Source organism: Psychrobacter sp. T6-5 (assembly GCF_052258485.2).
In the GTDB taxonomy this organism is placed as follows: Bacteria; Pseudomonadota; Gammaproteobacteria; order Pseudomonadales; family Moraxellaceae; genus Psychrobacter.
The window spans coordinates 3,086,377-3,101,791 of sequence record NZ_JBQQEY020000001.1; the positions used below are offsets into that span (position 1 = coordinate 3,086,377).

Annotated in this window: 11 protein-coding genes; 2 read left to right on the forward strand and 9 right to left on the reverse strand. The window is 47.0% G+C overall.

What is annotated here, in order from left to right:
• Window positions 1–218 precede the first annotated feature (218 nt).
• The 7 genes from ACTXGK_RS27945 to ACTXGK_RS27975 all read right to left on the reverse strand — a co-directional run bounded on the left by ACTXGK_RS27945 (window position 219) and on the right by ACTXGK_RS27975 (window position 11,162).
• Window positions 219–686, reverse strand: a complete 468-nt coding sequence (locus tag ACTXGK_RS27945) for a hypothetical protein (RefSeq protein WP_443514523.1) — start codon at window positions 684–686, stop codon at window positions 219–221.
• Window positions 687–1,078: 392 nt separating this feature from the next.
• The gene (ligA, locus tag ACTXGK_RS27950) at window positions 1,079–3,202 is read right to left on the reverse strand and encodes an NAD-dependent DNA ligase LigA (RefSeq protein WP_443514524.1); all 2,124 of its coding nucleotides are present in this window, start codon (window positions 3,200–3,202) and stop codon (window positions 1,079–1,081) included.
• A 273-nt stretch (window positions 3,203–3,475) separates the two neighbouring features.
• Window positions 3,476–4,492: a cell division protein ZipA gene (locus tag ACTXGK_RS27955; RefSeq protein ID WP_443514525.1), complete on the reverse strand. Its 1,017-nt coding sequence runs from the start codon at window positions 4,490–4,492 to the stop codon at window positions 3,476–3,478.
• Window positions 4,493–4,707: 215 nt separating this feature from the next.
• A complete protein-coding gene (locus ACTXGK_RS27960) occupies window positions 4,708–8,637 on the reverse strand; it encodes an AAA family ATPase (protein WP_443514526.1) in 3,930 nt (1,309 codons plus the stop codon).
• A 66-nt stretch (window positions 8,638–8,703) separates the two neighbouring features.
• Window positions 8,704–9,645, reverse strand: a complete 942-nt coding sequence (locus tag ACTXGK_RS27965) for a hypothetical protein (protein ID WP_443514527.1) — start codon at window positions 9,643–9,645, stop codon at window positions 8,704–8,706.
• 135 nt (window positions 9,646–9,780) lie between these two features.
• Complete coding sequence (locus ACTXGK_RS27970; protein ID WP_443514528.1) at window positions 9,781–10,308, reverse strand: hypothetical protein; 528 nt, start codon at window positions 10,306–10,308, stop codon at window positions 9,781–9,783.
• Between the two features lie 50 nt (window positions 10,309–10,358).
• A complete protein-coding gene (locus tag ACTXGK_RS27975) occupies window positions 10,359–11,162 on the reverse strand; it encodes a sulfite exporter TauE/SafE family protein (protein WP_371531781.1) in 804 nt (267 codons plus the stop codon).
• A gap of 166 nt (window positions 11,163–11,328) precedes the next feature.
• Here ACTXGK_RS27975 and ACTXGK_RS27980 point away from each other — a divergent pair, with 166 nt between their 5' ends.
• Together ACTXGK_RS27980 and ACTXGK_RS27985 are read left to right on the forward strand one after the other, a co-directional pair.
• Entirely contained in the window at window positions 11,329–12,303 is a 975-nt protein-coding gene (locus tag ACTXGK_RS27980; RefSeq protein WP_443514529.1) for a biotin--[acetyl-CoA-carboxylase] ligase, read from the forward strand.
• 71 nt (window positions 12,304–12,374) lie between these two features.
• Window positions 12,375–13,103: a pantothenate kinase gene (locus ACTXGK_RS27985; RefSeq protein ID WP_371531488.1), complete on the forward strand. Its 729-nt coding sequence runs from the start codon at window positions 12,375–12,377 to the stop codon at window positions 13,101–13,103.
• A 142-nt stretch (window positions 13,104–13,245) separates the two neighbouring features.
• Here the strand turns inward: ACTXGK_RS27985 and ACTXGK_RS27990 are convergent, their stop codons facing one another.
• On the reverse strand, window positions 13,246–14,433 hold the full coding sequence (locus ACTXGK_RS27990) for an isovaleryl-CoA dehydrogenase (RefSeq protein ID WP_443514530.1): 1,188 nt from the start codon (window positions 14,431–14,433) through the stop codon (window positions 13,246–13,248).
• A gap of 42 nt (window positions 14,434–14,475) precedes the next feature.
• A complete protein-coding gene (locus tag ACTXGK_RS27995; RefSeq protein ID WP_443514531.1) occupies window positions 14,476–15,411 on the reverse strand; it encodes a hydroxymethylglutaryl-CoA lyase in 936 nt (311 codons plus the stop codon).
• Between the last annotated feature and the right edge of the window lie 4 nt (window positions 15,412–15,415).

The window sequence follows — 15,415 nt, forward strand, 5'->3', positions numbered from 1 at the left end:
ATTACTTATCATACAATGCTTTAAATTCAGAAATCTATTCTTTGAAGGTGCACTGGGCGCGACCTACGACAACTATTATCATAATATGGTAGTGATATTAACCACTTTTCATCCTCTGGTAAGCTATAGATTTCATGGAAGTCTTCCCTTGTAGCCTTCCGATATAGATATTTACTCACCGTGTTATCTTTTAATCATTTATTTAAAAATGGTTAGGATTAACGAAAGTGCCGCTGCTTGCTTTCAATAAATGTATAAGTTCTACTCATAGCGATACGTTTTATTTTTTCAGGCAACCCCTTAAGATTGTTTCCCGTTAGCGTTTCTCCACCATAAATAAGCGCTTGCGTCATTACTTCTTTGATGTGAGGCAGGCTTTCCCGCAATATAGAAGAACAATAGTATATGGACAGCTCATAACCCTCTGCTGTTTCAATAATAGTACAGATGCGTCCGTCAAATAGATAAGCGTAACGTGGCGATTCTCCCTCTAGACCCGAAAAACCACCTAAACTAAAAATCATCTCGCCTGTTGCTTCAATGACAGCTATTCTCCAGCTAAAATCAATCATGCATCCAGCATGTTGTCTGTCAAAAAATATACCATAGAGCGCTTTTTTAACATCTGGTGAAGCGAAAAGTAAATCTAAGTCGTCGTCCGTAATTTCTCTAAATACAAAAGTCATTGTTTATCTCATAAATGTATAAATGGTTACCATGATCTAATTACGCTTGATAAAGAATGGTAGGGTGCGCCCAGCGCACCAATACATATATATGAAAAAGTAGATTAAACATAATTATCCATGTAAATTATTTAACATTCTATTATTCATCATACAATGCTTTAAGTTCGAAAATACGTTTCTTCAAAGGTGCGCTGGGCGTACCCTACCTTAGCTCAAAAATGTGCAAAATGCTTACTCTTGCGTGAATGAATAAAGCAACCGTAACTCTCTACTAAAGCTGAAGACGAAAACTGTACGCGAGGGACGAGCATGTTATTAAAATATAACCTAACCAGAAAATCCCCTCTAAGGGATTTTCACTTGCGAACCTAAAATTGCAGTGCAATTTTTTAACGGTTCTCATCCCCAACCATCGCCAAAAACGCTTCCTCAGCCACAATTTTGACACCCAATTTTTCTGCTTTGGTCAGTTTAGAGCCAGCCTTATCCCCTGCTAGTAGCGCTGTTGTCTTTGCCGAGATGCTGCCTGAGACTTTTGCGCCCAGCGCTTGTAGTTTGGCTTTGGCTTCATCACGCGCCATGCTATCGAGCGCACCGGTGATGACCCACGTTTGCCCATCGAGTGGTAGCCCTTCGGATGCGATCTGCTCGACCTTATCCCAGTGCACGCCAGCCTCGCGCAAGGCGGTGATGACCTCTATATTGTGCGGCGCACGGAAGAACTTATAAGTCAGCTCGGCAGTGATTTCACCGACATCTGGGGTTTTTATCAAGGTCTCAATACTGGCCGCCATGAGACTTTCTAAATCACCAAATTGCTGTGCAAAGTTCTGTGCCGTCCCTTCGCCCACACCGCGAATACCCAGCGCATAGATAAAGCGTGCCAATGTCGTATGCTTGCTCGCTTCGATAGCATTGATGATATTTTGTACTGATTTTTCACCCAGTTTTTCAAAGGTGACCATCTTATCCGCATGGTTGTGCAACTGATAGATATCAGCGACGGTTTTGACCAGACCATGTTCAAAGAAGCTAATGAGCCAACTCGCACCAAGCCCATCGACATCCATCGCGCGGCGTGAGACAAAGTGAATGAGCGCCTCAGTCTGCTGCGCTGGGCAAAAAAGACCGCCCGTACAGCGTGCCAATGCTTCATCTTCTGGCAGGACAACAGGCGAGTCGCAGACAGGGCAAGTCGAAGGTAGCGTGACTGGCTCGCTATCGGCTGGACGCTGCTCGTGCCAGACGCGAGTGACTTTGGGGATGACATCACCTGCACGGTGTACGCTGACCATATCGCCTGCGCGCACATCCAAGCGTTGAATCTCACCAAAGTTATGCAAGGTGACATTGCTGACGGTGACGCCGCCCACTTTGACGGGTTCGAGCTTGCCAACTGGCGTGATTTGCCCTGTACGGCCAACTTGCCATTCGATATCGTTGAGACGCGTCATAACGGTTTCGGCAGGGAATTTATAAGCCGTTGCCCAGCGTGGCTCGCGGGATAAAAACCCAAGCTGCTGTTGTAACGCAAGGCTGTTGACCTTAATCACCATGCCATCGATTTCAAATGGCAAATCGGCACGCCCTTCTATCACCGACTCATAATAGGTCTGTGCGGCGCGTGGATTGGCAACCACCTCTACAGCGCTGACGGTAAAGCCAAGCTCGGTAAGCCACGCCAGCGCCCCTGATTGGGTATAGATATTCTCAGGCAGTCCTTGATTGACCGAATAGCCGTAAAATGCCAATGGACGACTGGCTGCTATCGCTGGATCGAGCTGACGTAAGCTACCAGCGGCGGCATTGCGTGGATTGGCAAAGGTTTTACCTTCGCTTTCTTCCGCCAATCGATTGAGACGTTCAAACCCTGCTTTTGGCATCAGTACTTCACCGCGTACTTCTAACAGCTCGATATCAGCGGCATCGGCGATCCATAATGGTAGATTACGAATGGTTTTGGCATTTTGGGTAATATCTTCGCCTGTCTGCCCATCACCGCGCGTGACCGCTTGGACAAATTTGCCATGCTCATATTTTAATGAAACGGCTAATCCATCAAGCTTTAGCTCCATCTCATACTCAGGGTTTTGCTGTGAGTCGCTCAGACGGTCGTTGACACGGCGCATAAAATCGCGCAAATCATCATACTCAAAAACATTACCCAGTGACAGCATCGGGATGTCATGCGTGACTTGGGTAAAGGCTGAGAGCGGCACATCGCCGACTTGATTGATCGGACTGTCAGGTTGTATCAGGTCTGGATAAGCTTCTTCGAGTTCAAGCAACGAGCGGCGCAATTGATCGTACTCACTGTCTTCTAAGATCGGATTATCCAGCACATAGTAAGCATAATTGTGCGTTTTTATCGAATCAATAAGCGTGCGCATCCGCGAGATAATTTCTGTATTCTTATTTGTGCCATCATTGGCCGAACTGGCTATGTTAGATGTTGCACTTTGTGCTTGAGCAGATAGGTTTTTAGAATTATTTGGTGAGGTAGCGTCAGTCATAGTCGGTGTCTTTTTTGTCATTCAAGATGCCGATATGATAACAAGTTTGCAGGAGGCTCGGATATAGCCAATCCTATATAAATCAGCTACTGTGTTAGGCTCGCTCCGTCTACTACATGTAGCACTTTCACTCACCTCCCTTGTATCTAAACTATCTTGAACCGACTCTAGATTTTTTCAGAAACTATAGCCCATTAAAAAGGCAAATAACGTGAATCGCTATTTGCCCTTTATATGATTTCTGATACTCATTAGCTGTTAGCTTTCAAGCCTTTAGCCTTCATAGTCACGGACTTGATTACGTAGCTGCTGCTTGTATTCAGGCGTGATTGGTTGGTTCTCTTCATCGAGCATAATCGCATCAAGATCGCTTGCCATCATATAAGCAATGCTCATCATGCTATCGAAGCTACGCACAGCTTGTGGATGTGGCAATGATAAAAACATGACCACACCATTGTAAGTGTTGGTCGCGACACTATGCGGATCAAATGGCGCGATACCACTGTCGGTGATACCCATCATGCTAAACCACAGCATACCCGTGCCGTCTTTTTGTTCATAGCGATGGAACATATTCATCGCGCCATAGCGTAAACCATATTTATCAATCAATGCTAGCAGATCACGACCACGGATAATTGCAGTTGGACGATCACGATATTGGTGTGGCAAGATGGTAATGTTGATGTTGTCTTTGGCATTGATCAAGGGGCCGTTTTGCGCGTCATCGCCTGACTCTGATAAATGCTGATCCAATATCGGGCTGTTGTTGTCAAAGCTTGGCTCTTCTGCCGTATCAATCGATGGCATTAAGCTATCTGTTGCCGACATGAGGCTAGAGAACGCATCAGGCTCTTGCTCGATATGCATCTGATCAGCCGCTTCTACAAACTCAGCATTATCAGCGCGACGTTGCTCTTCTTGCCAGCGCGCATAGTCTGCATTGTCGATGACGTCATGATCTTCATCCGCCATAGTGTCACGCTCAGCGGTCAGCTGGGCATCGACGTTGGTATGAGGCTGCGTCAATGGCTCTTCTTCAACGACAGCATTCAGATAAGTGCGGTCAGGGCCAATGCTCGTCTCGCCAGCAACCGTATCATCAAAGTCTGGCTGATCAACGATATTGCGCTCATGACGCGGTATGATGGGAATACCGTTTTTATCATAATTGACCGCAGCAGCTTCGGCACCATTACGGCGCTTAAAACTGCGAATGACCATAAACAGCCCTGCGAGCACGATAAACGCGGCAATGGCAATCAATACAAACTGAATAGCGGTCATGATAAATACATCCTAGTATATATAACAAAAGGGAATACACAAACGAGCATAAATGGCAATATTCTAGCATGGCTGACCCATGTCGTCACCACATTGTGTACTTTATAACCAGTATGCTGGACTGAGGTCAAGCATATTTGTATTTATGCCAATGGATTGATTATATTTGCATCGCTTTGATTCTCATAGCTCTTTTAGTTTTGGCTTTTTTAGTCTTAGCTCTCTACATAACGCGCGGCTTCATCGAGCGACACACTGACTAGGGTAGAAATACCTGCGCTTGGCATGGTGATGCCTTTCAGCTCATCAGCGATCTGCATCGTCAGTTTATTATGACTGATAAAGATAAACTGCAAGTCATCTGCCAGCTCATGAATGAGGCTAGTAAAACGCGCGACGTTGGCATCATCAAGCGGCGCATCGACCTCATCAAGTACACAAAACGGTGCGGGATGCTGCTTAAATATCGCAAAAATCAGGCTAAGCGCGGTCAGCGTTTTTTCACCGCCAGAGAGTACGGCTAAGCGACTATTGCGCTTGCCCTTTGGCTGCGCCATCAAAGTAAGCCCTGCCCGCCATTGCTCTGACTTTGGCGTGTTGGCTGGCATCTCATCTGTGTTCAACGTCAGACTGGCTTGTCCGCCACCAAACACTTTAGCAAACAAATTGGCCAGCTCATTGTTGACTGCATCGAGCGTCTGCATAAATAGCGTCTTGGTTGTCTGATCGATCGAAGCAATCGCTTCAGTCAACGTCTGCATACTGGCGGCAATATCGGTAGTCTGCTGCGCGAGTGGCTCCAAGCGCTCATTGACCTCGGCCAACTCTGCGACGGCAGCCAGATTGACGGCACCAATCTTACTTAATTGCTGCGCAAGCTTGGCGCGCTCGGACTCCAGCTCAGCAATTTTGTCTGGGCGCACACGGCGATCATGAGCGATAAAATCTGCTAGCAAATTTGAGACACTCATGGTTTGTTGCGCAGGTTCTGATACCGCGTTGTACTTTTCACTTACTTGAGTATAAGCATCTAGAGCGCTTTGCGTCTGTCTACTTGCATCCTCCAAACGCGCGGCACTCAGTGCCAACTCAGTTGCGTGCTGTGCAAGTTCGCTTTGCTGCGTTTGCAAGGTATTTTGCAACGTATCAAATACCGTCTGCTGCTCAGCATACGCTTGCTTTAGTGCCGTGAGCGCAGTATCACGCTCGCTCAATAACGCTTGCTGCTCATCGCGCGTTGTCTGTGCGCTATGCAATGCGGCTTGCAGATCGGGCAATTTAGCCTGCTGCTGCTTGTGACGCGTCTGTAGACTCTGCTCATTCTCTAATGACTTATCATATTGCTCGGTTGCACGCGCCAGACTGCTAACGCTATGCTCTAGGCGCATCTCGTACTGCTGAATACGTAGCTGTAATGCCTGCCAAGCCTCATCATCGGCTTGACGTACGCGGTTTAGCTCGCTTCGCTCAGATTGCAATTGCTGATTGGTCGCTCGTGCCTCTGCTATTTGCGGCGTGAGCATGGCGATCTCGCGCTCGATATCCTGCTGTTCATGAATAAGTGTCTGCGCCTCATGCGCAAGCTCTTGCTTTTCCTGCTCGAGCGTCACTTTGTCAGCATTTAGGCGTTGGCTATCTGCTTGCAAGCGCTCCGCATTGGCGCGCTGTGTGGTCAGTTGCTGCTGATAATTATGCTTATCGCGGGTTAATTGCTCAGCTTGTGCGCGCGTTTCTTCTAGACTAATCATCAGTGCGTCATAATCGCGCTGGTCTTTTGCAATGGATTTTTGCTGATCGTGGATTTTGCTTTCAAACTCATCGAGCAAGTCTTCTAGCGTTTGCAAACGCGTGCGCTGCGCCAAACGCTGGGTGAGAAACTGACTGCTGCCCTCGCTTTGATCGTCTTGCGCGCCAGCGAGTTTGCTTAGATTAAACGTGCCTTGACAACTAATGACCCAACCATCAGCAGTCAGCAGAAGCGCTGATGACGGTAATGACTTTAAGACATCTGCAAGCACGTTAATATCATGCTCACTAGTAGACTCAAACTGCGCTGTGTATAGATAACACTGCTGCCAAAGCGTAAGCGCAGGCTGAGCAATCAGATGTGATAATGGCAATACTTTATCAGTTAAGCTATCTGGTAAATCGCTGATAAAGGCATGATCACTGCTATCGTTTTGCTTCGCAGGTAGCCATAGGCTATGAGCCGTTGCTAGTGTTTTTTCTTTTGTACTGGCTGACGTGTTTTGTACGGTTTGATAAGTCAGTAAATCAGTAATGTCATGTTCAAGTACTTGCCATAAGCTGTCAGCTTTTTGAGAAACGCCATTAGCGTTATTAACGCCTGATTGCTTGATTTGATTAGCTTGTTGGTTAGCAACCAGCACATGGCTATCTAGCCATAACGCTAAAACACTATCGAGCAGCTGTGCGTGCGCTTGCCCCTTCGCGCTCAGCTCAATCTGTTCACGTAGCGTCGTAATAGCCAATTGCTGTGTATTTATAACGCCACTATCGCTATTACCTGTTATAGCTGCTTTGTCTTGAGAGTTCGTTGTAGGTTTCGGATGCAATATCTGATGCAGCGTATCGTATTCGCCTGCGAGTAGTGCATGACGTTTTTCATCATCGCTCAGCTTACGTTGCTGCGTATTCAGTCGCTGCTGCAAATGATGCGCTTGCGGTTGTATGTCAGATAGACGTTCGTCCACGCCCTCTCGTTGACGCTCAATCTGCTGTAACGTTGTGCTCAGTTCAGTGACTTGCTGCGCTAGCGCTTGACTTAGGTCGCGCTTATCCGCTGCCTGACTTGAATCAGCACTGGCAGATGGCGCTATAGACTGCTGCAATTGCTGCCAGAGGTTTTGCCAATTTTGCTCGCGGCGTTGCCATTTATCATAGCTTTGCTGATGACGCTTTTGTGCTTGAGTGTTGATGGCTTGCTGCTGCTCAAGCGTGCGAGCCTTGTCCTGCAAGCGTGATAGCTGGTTTTGCGCATCATGCCACGCGCGCTGCAATGGTTGCTCATTACGCTTGTAGTCATCGCGCTTGTGAGTCAGCTCAGCGAGCTGTGGGCGTAACGCTTCTAGCGCTTGATTCTGCTCAGCTTGTTCAGCGTTAAGCCGCTCGATATCAGCGAGTGATTGCTCGCGCTGCTGCGCTAAGTGAGACAGTTGCTGCTCAATGGCTGCCAGCTGTGCAGTGGCATCACTCAATTGATGCTCGGCGTTTTGGTAGCCCAGCTGCTGCTGATAGTGCGCGCTTTGGGCATCATCTTTGAGCCATTGCTCTTGGTTGATACGAGCGGTGAGCTTGTCTTGCTGTGCCTTTAGCGTGTCATAGTCGGCTTGCAGTGTTGACACTTCAGCCGTACTGCGCTCATGCGCTATTTTTTGCTGCTGCTGATTGTGCTTGGCTTGGTAGAGCTGCTGAATAGCGAGCTGCTGCTCAATATCAGCCAAGCTGAGAGAGATTTCCTCGTAACGCTGCGCACTAGCTGCTTGTTTAGACAGTGTCTTTTGTTGGCGAAGTAGTTCGCTTTGCATATCGTGCAGACGCGCCAGATTGTCTCTTGTCTTCTCAAGCTTCTTTTGCGTCTCTTCGCGGCGCGCCTGATAGCGCGAAACTCCTGCCGCTTCTTCGATAAACTCACGCAGCTGCAAAGGACTGGACTCAACAATCCGCCCAATCATGCCTTGCTCAATGACCGCATAACTGCGCGCACCCAGTCCTGTCCCCAAGAACACATCGACCACATCTCGGCGACGACAGCGCGTACCATTGATAAAATAATCCGAGCGCCCCTCTTTATTTACCTGACGGCGAACGGACAGCTCTTGGTATAAGTTAAACTCATGGCGAATACCCGTCTGCTCATCTTGAGTGTGCTCAAAAGTCAGCTCAACGCTGGCAACGCTCTTGGCCGTTTTATCTTGCGTACCACCAAAGATAACATCACTCATCGCCCCGCCGCGTAACTGCTTGGCAGAGGTCTCACCCAGCACCCAGCGAATGGCGTCAATCACATTGGATTTGCCGCAGCCATTTGGCCCGACGATGGCAGTGATGCCATGACGAAAAGTAAAGGTCGTTGGGTTGGCAAAAGATTTGAAGCCTGCCAATTTTAGGGATTTTAAACGCATGAATAGTCAGTTGATATGGCGAAAACAGGCGGCTATTCTACCTGAAATTGTTGTGAGTTTTTAGGGTTAAACGTCTAAGTGCATAAACGATTTTGCCTTCAGGCTCTGGTGAAACCCAAGCAGCAGTTTTTGTTCGACTTGGCAGACGTTATTTTCTGCTAAGTAGTGCTGATTGAACTCAGTCAATGCTGACCACGTGATACTGTCCACTTGTAGATGATCGACGATTTCTAACAGCTCTGGTCTTAATAGATGCTGATACTTCTTGGGTCTTTTGTGACACAGTGCCAGCTCTCGGTCGGCTAAGCGCTGCTTGTTGTGCTCTAGCGCATTACCACCGATGAACAACAACAAAAACTTGGCCCCTTTATCGATAAAGCCTTTTTCGAGCAAATGCTCGTACATCACGCAGTACTTGAGCAACTGATCTGGGTTTTTTCGACCATTAAATTTCAATTCATTGGCAACCAGCACATTCGCCTGATGGTTGTAGGCCAAGTTATCCATGTACATTGCTTTTAGCTCTGTGCTGGCCTCAAACAATCCGCTGTTGCCATGTGTAGACCACGACCCATTTGGCTCAAAGGTGATGAATTGCTGATAAAATGAGTCTAAGTAGACATCACTACATAAACTCAAAAAGATATCGAACTCTTTATTTAAATAGTCCTCAGAGAAAAACGCGACTCGGCGAATAGCCTCTCTAGGATCGCAGATACTCGTCGTTTTCGGTGAATAAGTATCTAACTGCTCAGACTCATGCATTTTTGCATTGAGCTTCTTAATGACGGCGTGTTCAACTTCTTCCAGATTTTTGCCTGCTAGCTCTGGAGCGACTGCCCATTCGATGATTTGGCGTACATATTGCTTTTTGGTGATTCCAAGAATTTGCTTTGGCTCCCACGCCAAAAACTCTACCATATTCGTAAGACCAGTCGTCCATGATAGCTGATCTTTTAAATGACTTATTGAGCCAAACACACGGCGATATTTTTCTGCTGCTTTCATACTAAGAATGTCTCATGGTTTACATTTTTTACAACAAAGATTTTAGATTACTAAAATACGCTAAGCCTACTGAATAGATAAATAGTTTATATTGCCTTATTGTCAATCATAGGTGGTTTTAAAGCTTATACATTGCTAGGTATAGTCTGATTTATATTTTTGAATTTCACTATATAACTCATCATATCTTTTATTAAACTTTACTTTTAGCGACTCCAGATTATCTGAATTATTATTTGTAGAGTTATGATGGCGATTATATTGTGATACGAACAACGGATTTGCCACTTCTAAGAACCTATTGCATTCATCAACTAATTTAGGAAAGTAGAGCACAGTAATTACCTCTATCTGTCCACCTTTCTCAACAAACTCATTGATATTAATTTGCCTTGTTCCTTGCTGTTGTACATTTAAATCTAACGATTTTAAGATCATAGAAAAATCAATAAGCCTAAATACTAAATCTTCATACTTTTGTCTTAGGAATATTTGTCGCTCATAATCATACTCAGTTTTTTGCTTAGCAAGATTATGACTGTGGTCAGCACTTTGTTTCTTGGTATCCTGTTTATACCTTTGAACATTCAAAAAATAATTTGCTATGAACGAAACCCCTCCTCCAGCTATCACACCAGCAATACCAGCTATTAATGCGTCCACTCGTACTCCCTAAAATAATGTCATCCAAAATAGTCTAACAATTGGTATTTCTAAAGCACACCCAGTCCACTTAATAACAACTGCCCTCCTGCAAATATCAGTAGCACGCCAAACGCGCGCTTAAGCATCAGAGCAGGCAATACATGGGCAAGCTTGGCACCGACTTTTGCCATGGCAAAGCTTGCCACCGAAATAAATAAGAATCCTGTGACGTGGACAAACCCGATGGTGCCCTCAGGCAGATTAACCACATCTTGACCAAACCAGGCAAACCCAGCCGCGCCAGCTAGAGCAATAGGAAGACCACACGCCGCTGACGTACCGACCGATTGCTTCATCGGCAATCCCGCCCAGTTCAAAAACGGTACGGTCAAACTGCCACCGCCAATACCGAAGATAGACGACGCCATACCAATGCCCGTACCTGCGCCAAACTGCACCCCAGCAGGCGGCAACGGCTTACCCACTTGCTCTTTGTTAGAAAAGAACAGCATTTTTAGGGCGACCAATAGCGCGCCAACACCGATGATGGCTTGTAGCGCCTGACCATCAATCATATCTGCGATACCAGCGCCGACCAAACTCCCCACCACCAAGCCGAGCGCCATCTTGCGCCATACTTCCCAGCGGACACCGCCGCGTTTATTATGAGCCGTCAGTGAGCTGATCGAAGTGATCACGATGGTCGCAAGAGACGTACCAATGGCTAAATGTGTCACTACTTCTGGCGAAAAGTCATAAGCAGTAAAAATCCAGACCAGTGCAGGAACGATAATCATGCCGCCGCCCACGCCAAATAACCCTGCGCTGACACCTGCAAACGCCCCTGCAATCACAAACCACACATATAACATCATAGAACAAACCTTTTATAATACTGGTCTAGTATTAATTTTATTTCATACTTACTGGTTTCTTTGTGCACTCAACTGTATTTGCCAAATCTTAACGTGACCTTTATGCTGTCTTTGACAACCGCCTAGTATATCAAAGTTTCTCTTAACCACATCGACTAAACCTATGCCAACACTCACCAGTTTTTCCAGCTATTTATCCGATCTCAACCACCGTCACGTTGCCAGTAGCGCCTCAACCAATAGCGAGCTGATCGCAGCACTGCAAGATGGGTCGTTAGATATCGCAGCCGTGCACGTTTTGACCGCAGAGACCCAAAGCGCGGGACGTGGACAACATGGGCGCTCGTGGCAGTCGCCGCGCGGCAATGTCTATCTGTCGCTATATCACCCCATGCATATGCCAGTTAGTGGTTTATTGTCTTTAATTATTGGCCTTGAGCTGGCAAAAATGCCTGTCATCCAAACACTGAATGAACAGCTACTAGCGCAAGGATTGACGCCAATTGGGGTGAAATGGGCTAATGACTTAGGGTTTTATCAGAGTCAAACCAATCATCACTCTGAATTGGAGCGTTCTGCACCCGATAATTCAGTTTTAGACAGCGCTATCTCAAATCAGCGCACATTGCCGTTTCAAAAACTCGCTGGCATCTTGATAGAACCCGTGACTAAATCTGGCAAGCTGGTTGGTGTGGTGCTAGGCATTGGGTTAAATGTACAAGCTGCGCCCAAGCTCACCGCTCAAACGTCTGAGGGGATGAGTTATCAAGCGATCAGCTTACAAGACATCCATGGGTTGCTACATCCAGAAGTGGCAGCTGCCACGAGCCTGCCAGACTTACAAACGCTGTATCAGCAAATGACGACGGCACTCATGGCAGCGATGACCCGCTTTGAGCATTTGGGTATAGAAAAACCAACGGGTCATACGTACTATTTAGACGGATTCTTACAGCAGTTTGCTGCGATGGACGCACTAGCAGGTCTGCGATTGCGCGTTACCCAAGACTATAATAATAAAAAGCAAGTGATGACGGGGTTAGCTTGCGGCGTGGATACTCATGGGTGTTTGCAATTGCAGCAAGATAACGGTAAGATTTCTACGCTTTTTACTGGACGCATTGACGTTATTTATTAGAGACACGCCCTAAGCTTAACCACCAAACTGACGAGCACCATCATTAACGAGCGCTATATAAAGGGATTTTTATGCTCTGGCTTGATCTTGGCAATACCCGCCTAAAATACTGGCTGACCGACGATATCGGGCAGATAGTCTCACATGATGCCAAGCAGCATCTGCAAGCACCCGCTGAATTACTCATGGGTCTGACTGACCGCTTTGAGCGTTATGCGCCCGATTTTATTGGTATCTCATCCGTACTGGGCGATGCGCTAAATGCCCAAGTGTCAGAGACGCTCAGTCGTCTGAACATTCCATTTGAGTTTGTCCATGTTGATGCCGCGCATCCACTGATGAAAAGTGCTTACAATGACCAGCAGCTCGGCTGTGACCGCTGGCTACAGATGCTAGGAGCAGTCGATAAGAAAAAGCGCCAATGCGTGATCGGCTGCGGTACGGCGGTGACGATTGATTTGATTGATCACGCTGAGCATTTGGGTGGTTATATTTTCCCCAGTATCTACTTGCAACGCGAGTCTCTGTTTTCTGGGACTAAACAAATCACCATCTCTAATGGCACGTTTGATAGTGTCAGCCAAGGCATGACCACCCAAGACGCCGTGCATCGTGGCATCTTGCTCTCTATCGTTGGCGCCGTTAATGAGATTAGTCGTCGTCACCCAAACTTTGAAGTGATCATGACGGGCGGCGATGCAGCCACTATCTCGCAGCATGTCAATCGCCCTGTACGCTTACGTGATGACTTACTATTGAATGGTCTGGCGCGGTATTTTGATTATCGTAATAAGTCATAATCCATCATATATAACTCAATGTCACACTGTCACACTGTCACACTGACAAAAAAAGCAGCACGTTTAAAGCGTGCTGCTTTTTTTATATGTGCTTTTCTCTTTTATAAGGTCAGAGCTTTACTAGCTACTGCCCTAATATTTTTTATTTGGTCTCATTAAACAGCTCACGACCGACCAGCATACGACGAATCTCGCTAGTACCTGCACCAATCTCATACAGCTTAGCATCGCGCCAGTAGCGACCAAGCGGATACTCGTTGGTATAACCATTACCGCCAAATATTTGGATACCTTCACCTGCCATCCATGTGGCTTTTTCGGCGCACCATAGAATCACGCTAGCGCAATCTTTGCGCACTTCTCGGCTATGACCGGCACCGCGCGCGTCCAACATATCGAGATTTTTACCCACCGTGTATAAAAAGCTGCGTCCTGCTTGCAATATGGTATACATATCTGCCACTTTACCTTGGATAAGCTGAAACTCACCAATCGCTTGACCAAACTGCTTGCGGTCATGGATATAAGGCACGACATTATCCATCACTGCTTGCATGATGCCAATTGGGCCCGCAGCCAATACGGCACGCTCATAATCTAGCCCGCTCATGAGTACTTTCACACCTTCGTTTAGGCAACCCAAAATATTCTCTTTCGGTACTTCAACATTGTTAAAAGTCATCTCACCCGTATGGCTACCGCGCATGCCAAGCTTGTCGAGCTTTTGCGCGGTACCAAACCCCTCCATGCCTTTTTCAACGATAAAGGCGGTCATACCTTTGGCACCCATCTCAGGATTGGTCTTGGCATAGACCACCATCACATCGGCATCGGGACCATTGGTAATCCACATTTTGCTACCATTCAGCACGTAACTGCCGTCTTTTTCTTCGGCTTTGAGCTTCATGCTGACGACATCTGATCCAGCACCGGTCTCACTCATTGCTAATGCACCGATGAACTCGCCGCTGATGAGTTTTGGCAGATATTTCTGCTTTTGTTCTTCAGAGCCGTTACGTTTGATTTGGTTGATACACAGATTAGAGTGCGCACCATAGCTAAGCGCCACCGATGCCGACGCGCGGCTGATTTCTTCCATTGCAACCATATGAGCGACATAGCCCATGTTGGAGCCGCCATACTCTTCAGGGACGGTAATACCATGTAGACCGAGGTCGCCCATCTTTTGCCACAGATCCATAGGGAATTCATCGCTACTGTCGATTTCGCTTGCGCGCGGGGCAATTTCATTTGCCGCAAATTGCTGTACGACATCACGTAGCGCGTCAATATCTTCGCCAAGCTGAAAATTCAATCCAGGTAAACTCATAACCATTCCTTGTTTTTAGTATTTCATTTTTACGATCATTTTTTAAGACTGACGTTTATTAATCAAAGCCCGTGCCACGTTTGAGCCATTCGGACGCTTTAAGAACGCACTAATACGCTCACCTGCCACGACCAATTTTTCCAAATCGATACCCGTGCTGATACCCATACCATGCAGCATATACACCACATCTTCGGTTGCGACATTACCCGTTGCGCCTTTGGCATACGGACAACCGCCCAAACCTGCCACCGAGGTATCAAATTCGCTGACACCCATCTGCAAGGCAGCCAAGGTATTGCTGAGTGCTTGACCGTAAGTATCATGAAAGTGACCTGATAACATGCTGATATCAGCGTACTCAAGGGCCGCTTGCAGGGCACGCTGCACTTTGAGCGGCGTACCCACACCGATCGTATCGGCAACGCCAATCTGTTCTGAGCCAATCTCAACCAAGCGTTTGGTGACGTAAGCGACTTGGCTGGGGTCAATGTCACCTTCATAAGGACAACCAACGGTACAAGAGATAACGCCGCGTACTTTGATACCTTGCGCTTTTGCTGCCGCAGCCACTGGTGCAAACCGCTCAATACTCTCATCGATACTGCAGTTGATATTTTTTTGGCTAAAGGTTTCACTGGCTGAGCCAAAAATAACGATCTCATCAGGACGATGCAAGATAGCATTTTCAAAGCCGCGCATATTGGGCACGAGTACCGAGTAACAAACGTCCGTCTGCCGCGTCGGTGCGAGTGCGTCAAGCAACACGCTGTTGTCACCCATTTGTGGCACCCACTTTGGCGAGACAAAACTGGTCGCCTCAAGTTTTTTAATCCCTGCATCAATTAAATCATTGATAAGCGTTTGCTTAACCTCAGTCGGTACCGTCATGGATTCGTTTTGTAGACCGTCACGCGGACTGACATCGACGATGGTGACATGCTCTGGATACGAATGGTTTGGATACGAGATACTCATTTTT

Excerpts from the sequence above, each read along its gene's own strand:
- ACTXGK_RS27955 (WP_443514525.1), bottom strand. The coding sequence starts at position 4,492 with ATGACCGCTATTCAGTTTGTATTGATTGCCATTGCCGCGTTTATCGTG.
- ligA (WP_443514524.1), bottom strand. The coding sequence starts at position 3,202 with ATGACTGACGCTACCTCACCAAATAATTCTAAAAACCTATCTGCTCAA.
- ACTXGK_RS27990 (WP_443514530.1), bottom strand. The coding sequence starts at position 14,433 with ATGAGTTTACCTGGATTGAATTTTCAGCTTGGCGAAGATATTGACGCG.
- ACTXGK_RS27985 (WP_371531488.1), top strand. The coding sequence starts at position 12,375 with ATGCTCTGGCTTGATCTTGGCAATACCCGCCTAAAATACTGGCTGACC.
- ACTXGK_RS27975 (WP_371531781.1), bottom strand. The coding sequence starts at position 11,162 with ATGTTATATGTGTGGTTTGTGATTGCAGGGGCGTTTGCAGGTGTCAGC.
- ACTXGK_RS27945 (WP_443514523.1), bottom strand. The coding sequence starts at position 686 with ATGACTTTTGTATTTAGAGAAATTACGGACGACGACTTAGATTTACTT.
- ACTXGK_RS27995 (WP_443514531.1), bottom strand. The coding sequence starts at position 15,411 with ATGAGTATCTCGTATCCAAACCATTCGTATCCAGAGCATGTCACCATC.
- ACTXGK_RS27980 (WP_443514529.1), top strand. The coding sequence starts at position 11,329 with ATGCCAACACTCACCAGTTTTTCCAGCTATTTATCCGATCTCAACCAC.
- ACTXGK_RS27965 (WP_443514527.1), bottom strand. The coding sequence starts at position 9,645 with ATGAAAGCAGCAGAAAAATATCGCCGTGTGTTTGGCTCAATAAGTCAT.
- ACTXGK_RS27960 (WP_443514526.1), bottom strand. The coding sequence starts at position 8,637 with ATGCGTTTAAAATCCCTAAAATTGGCAGGCTTCAAATCTTTTGCCAAC.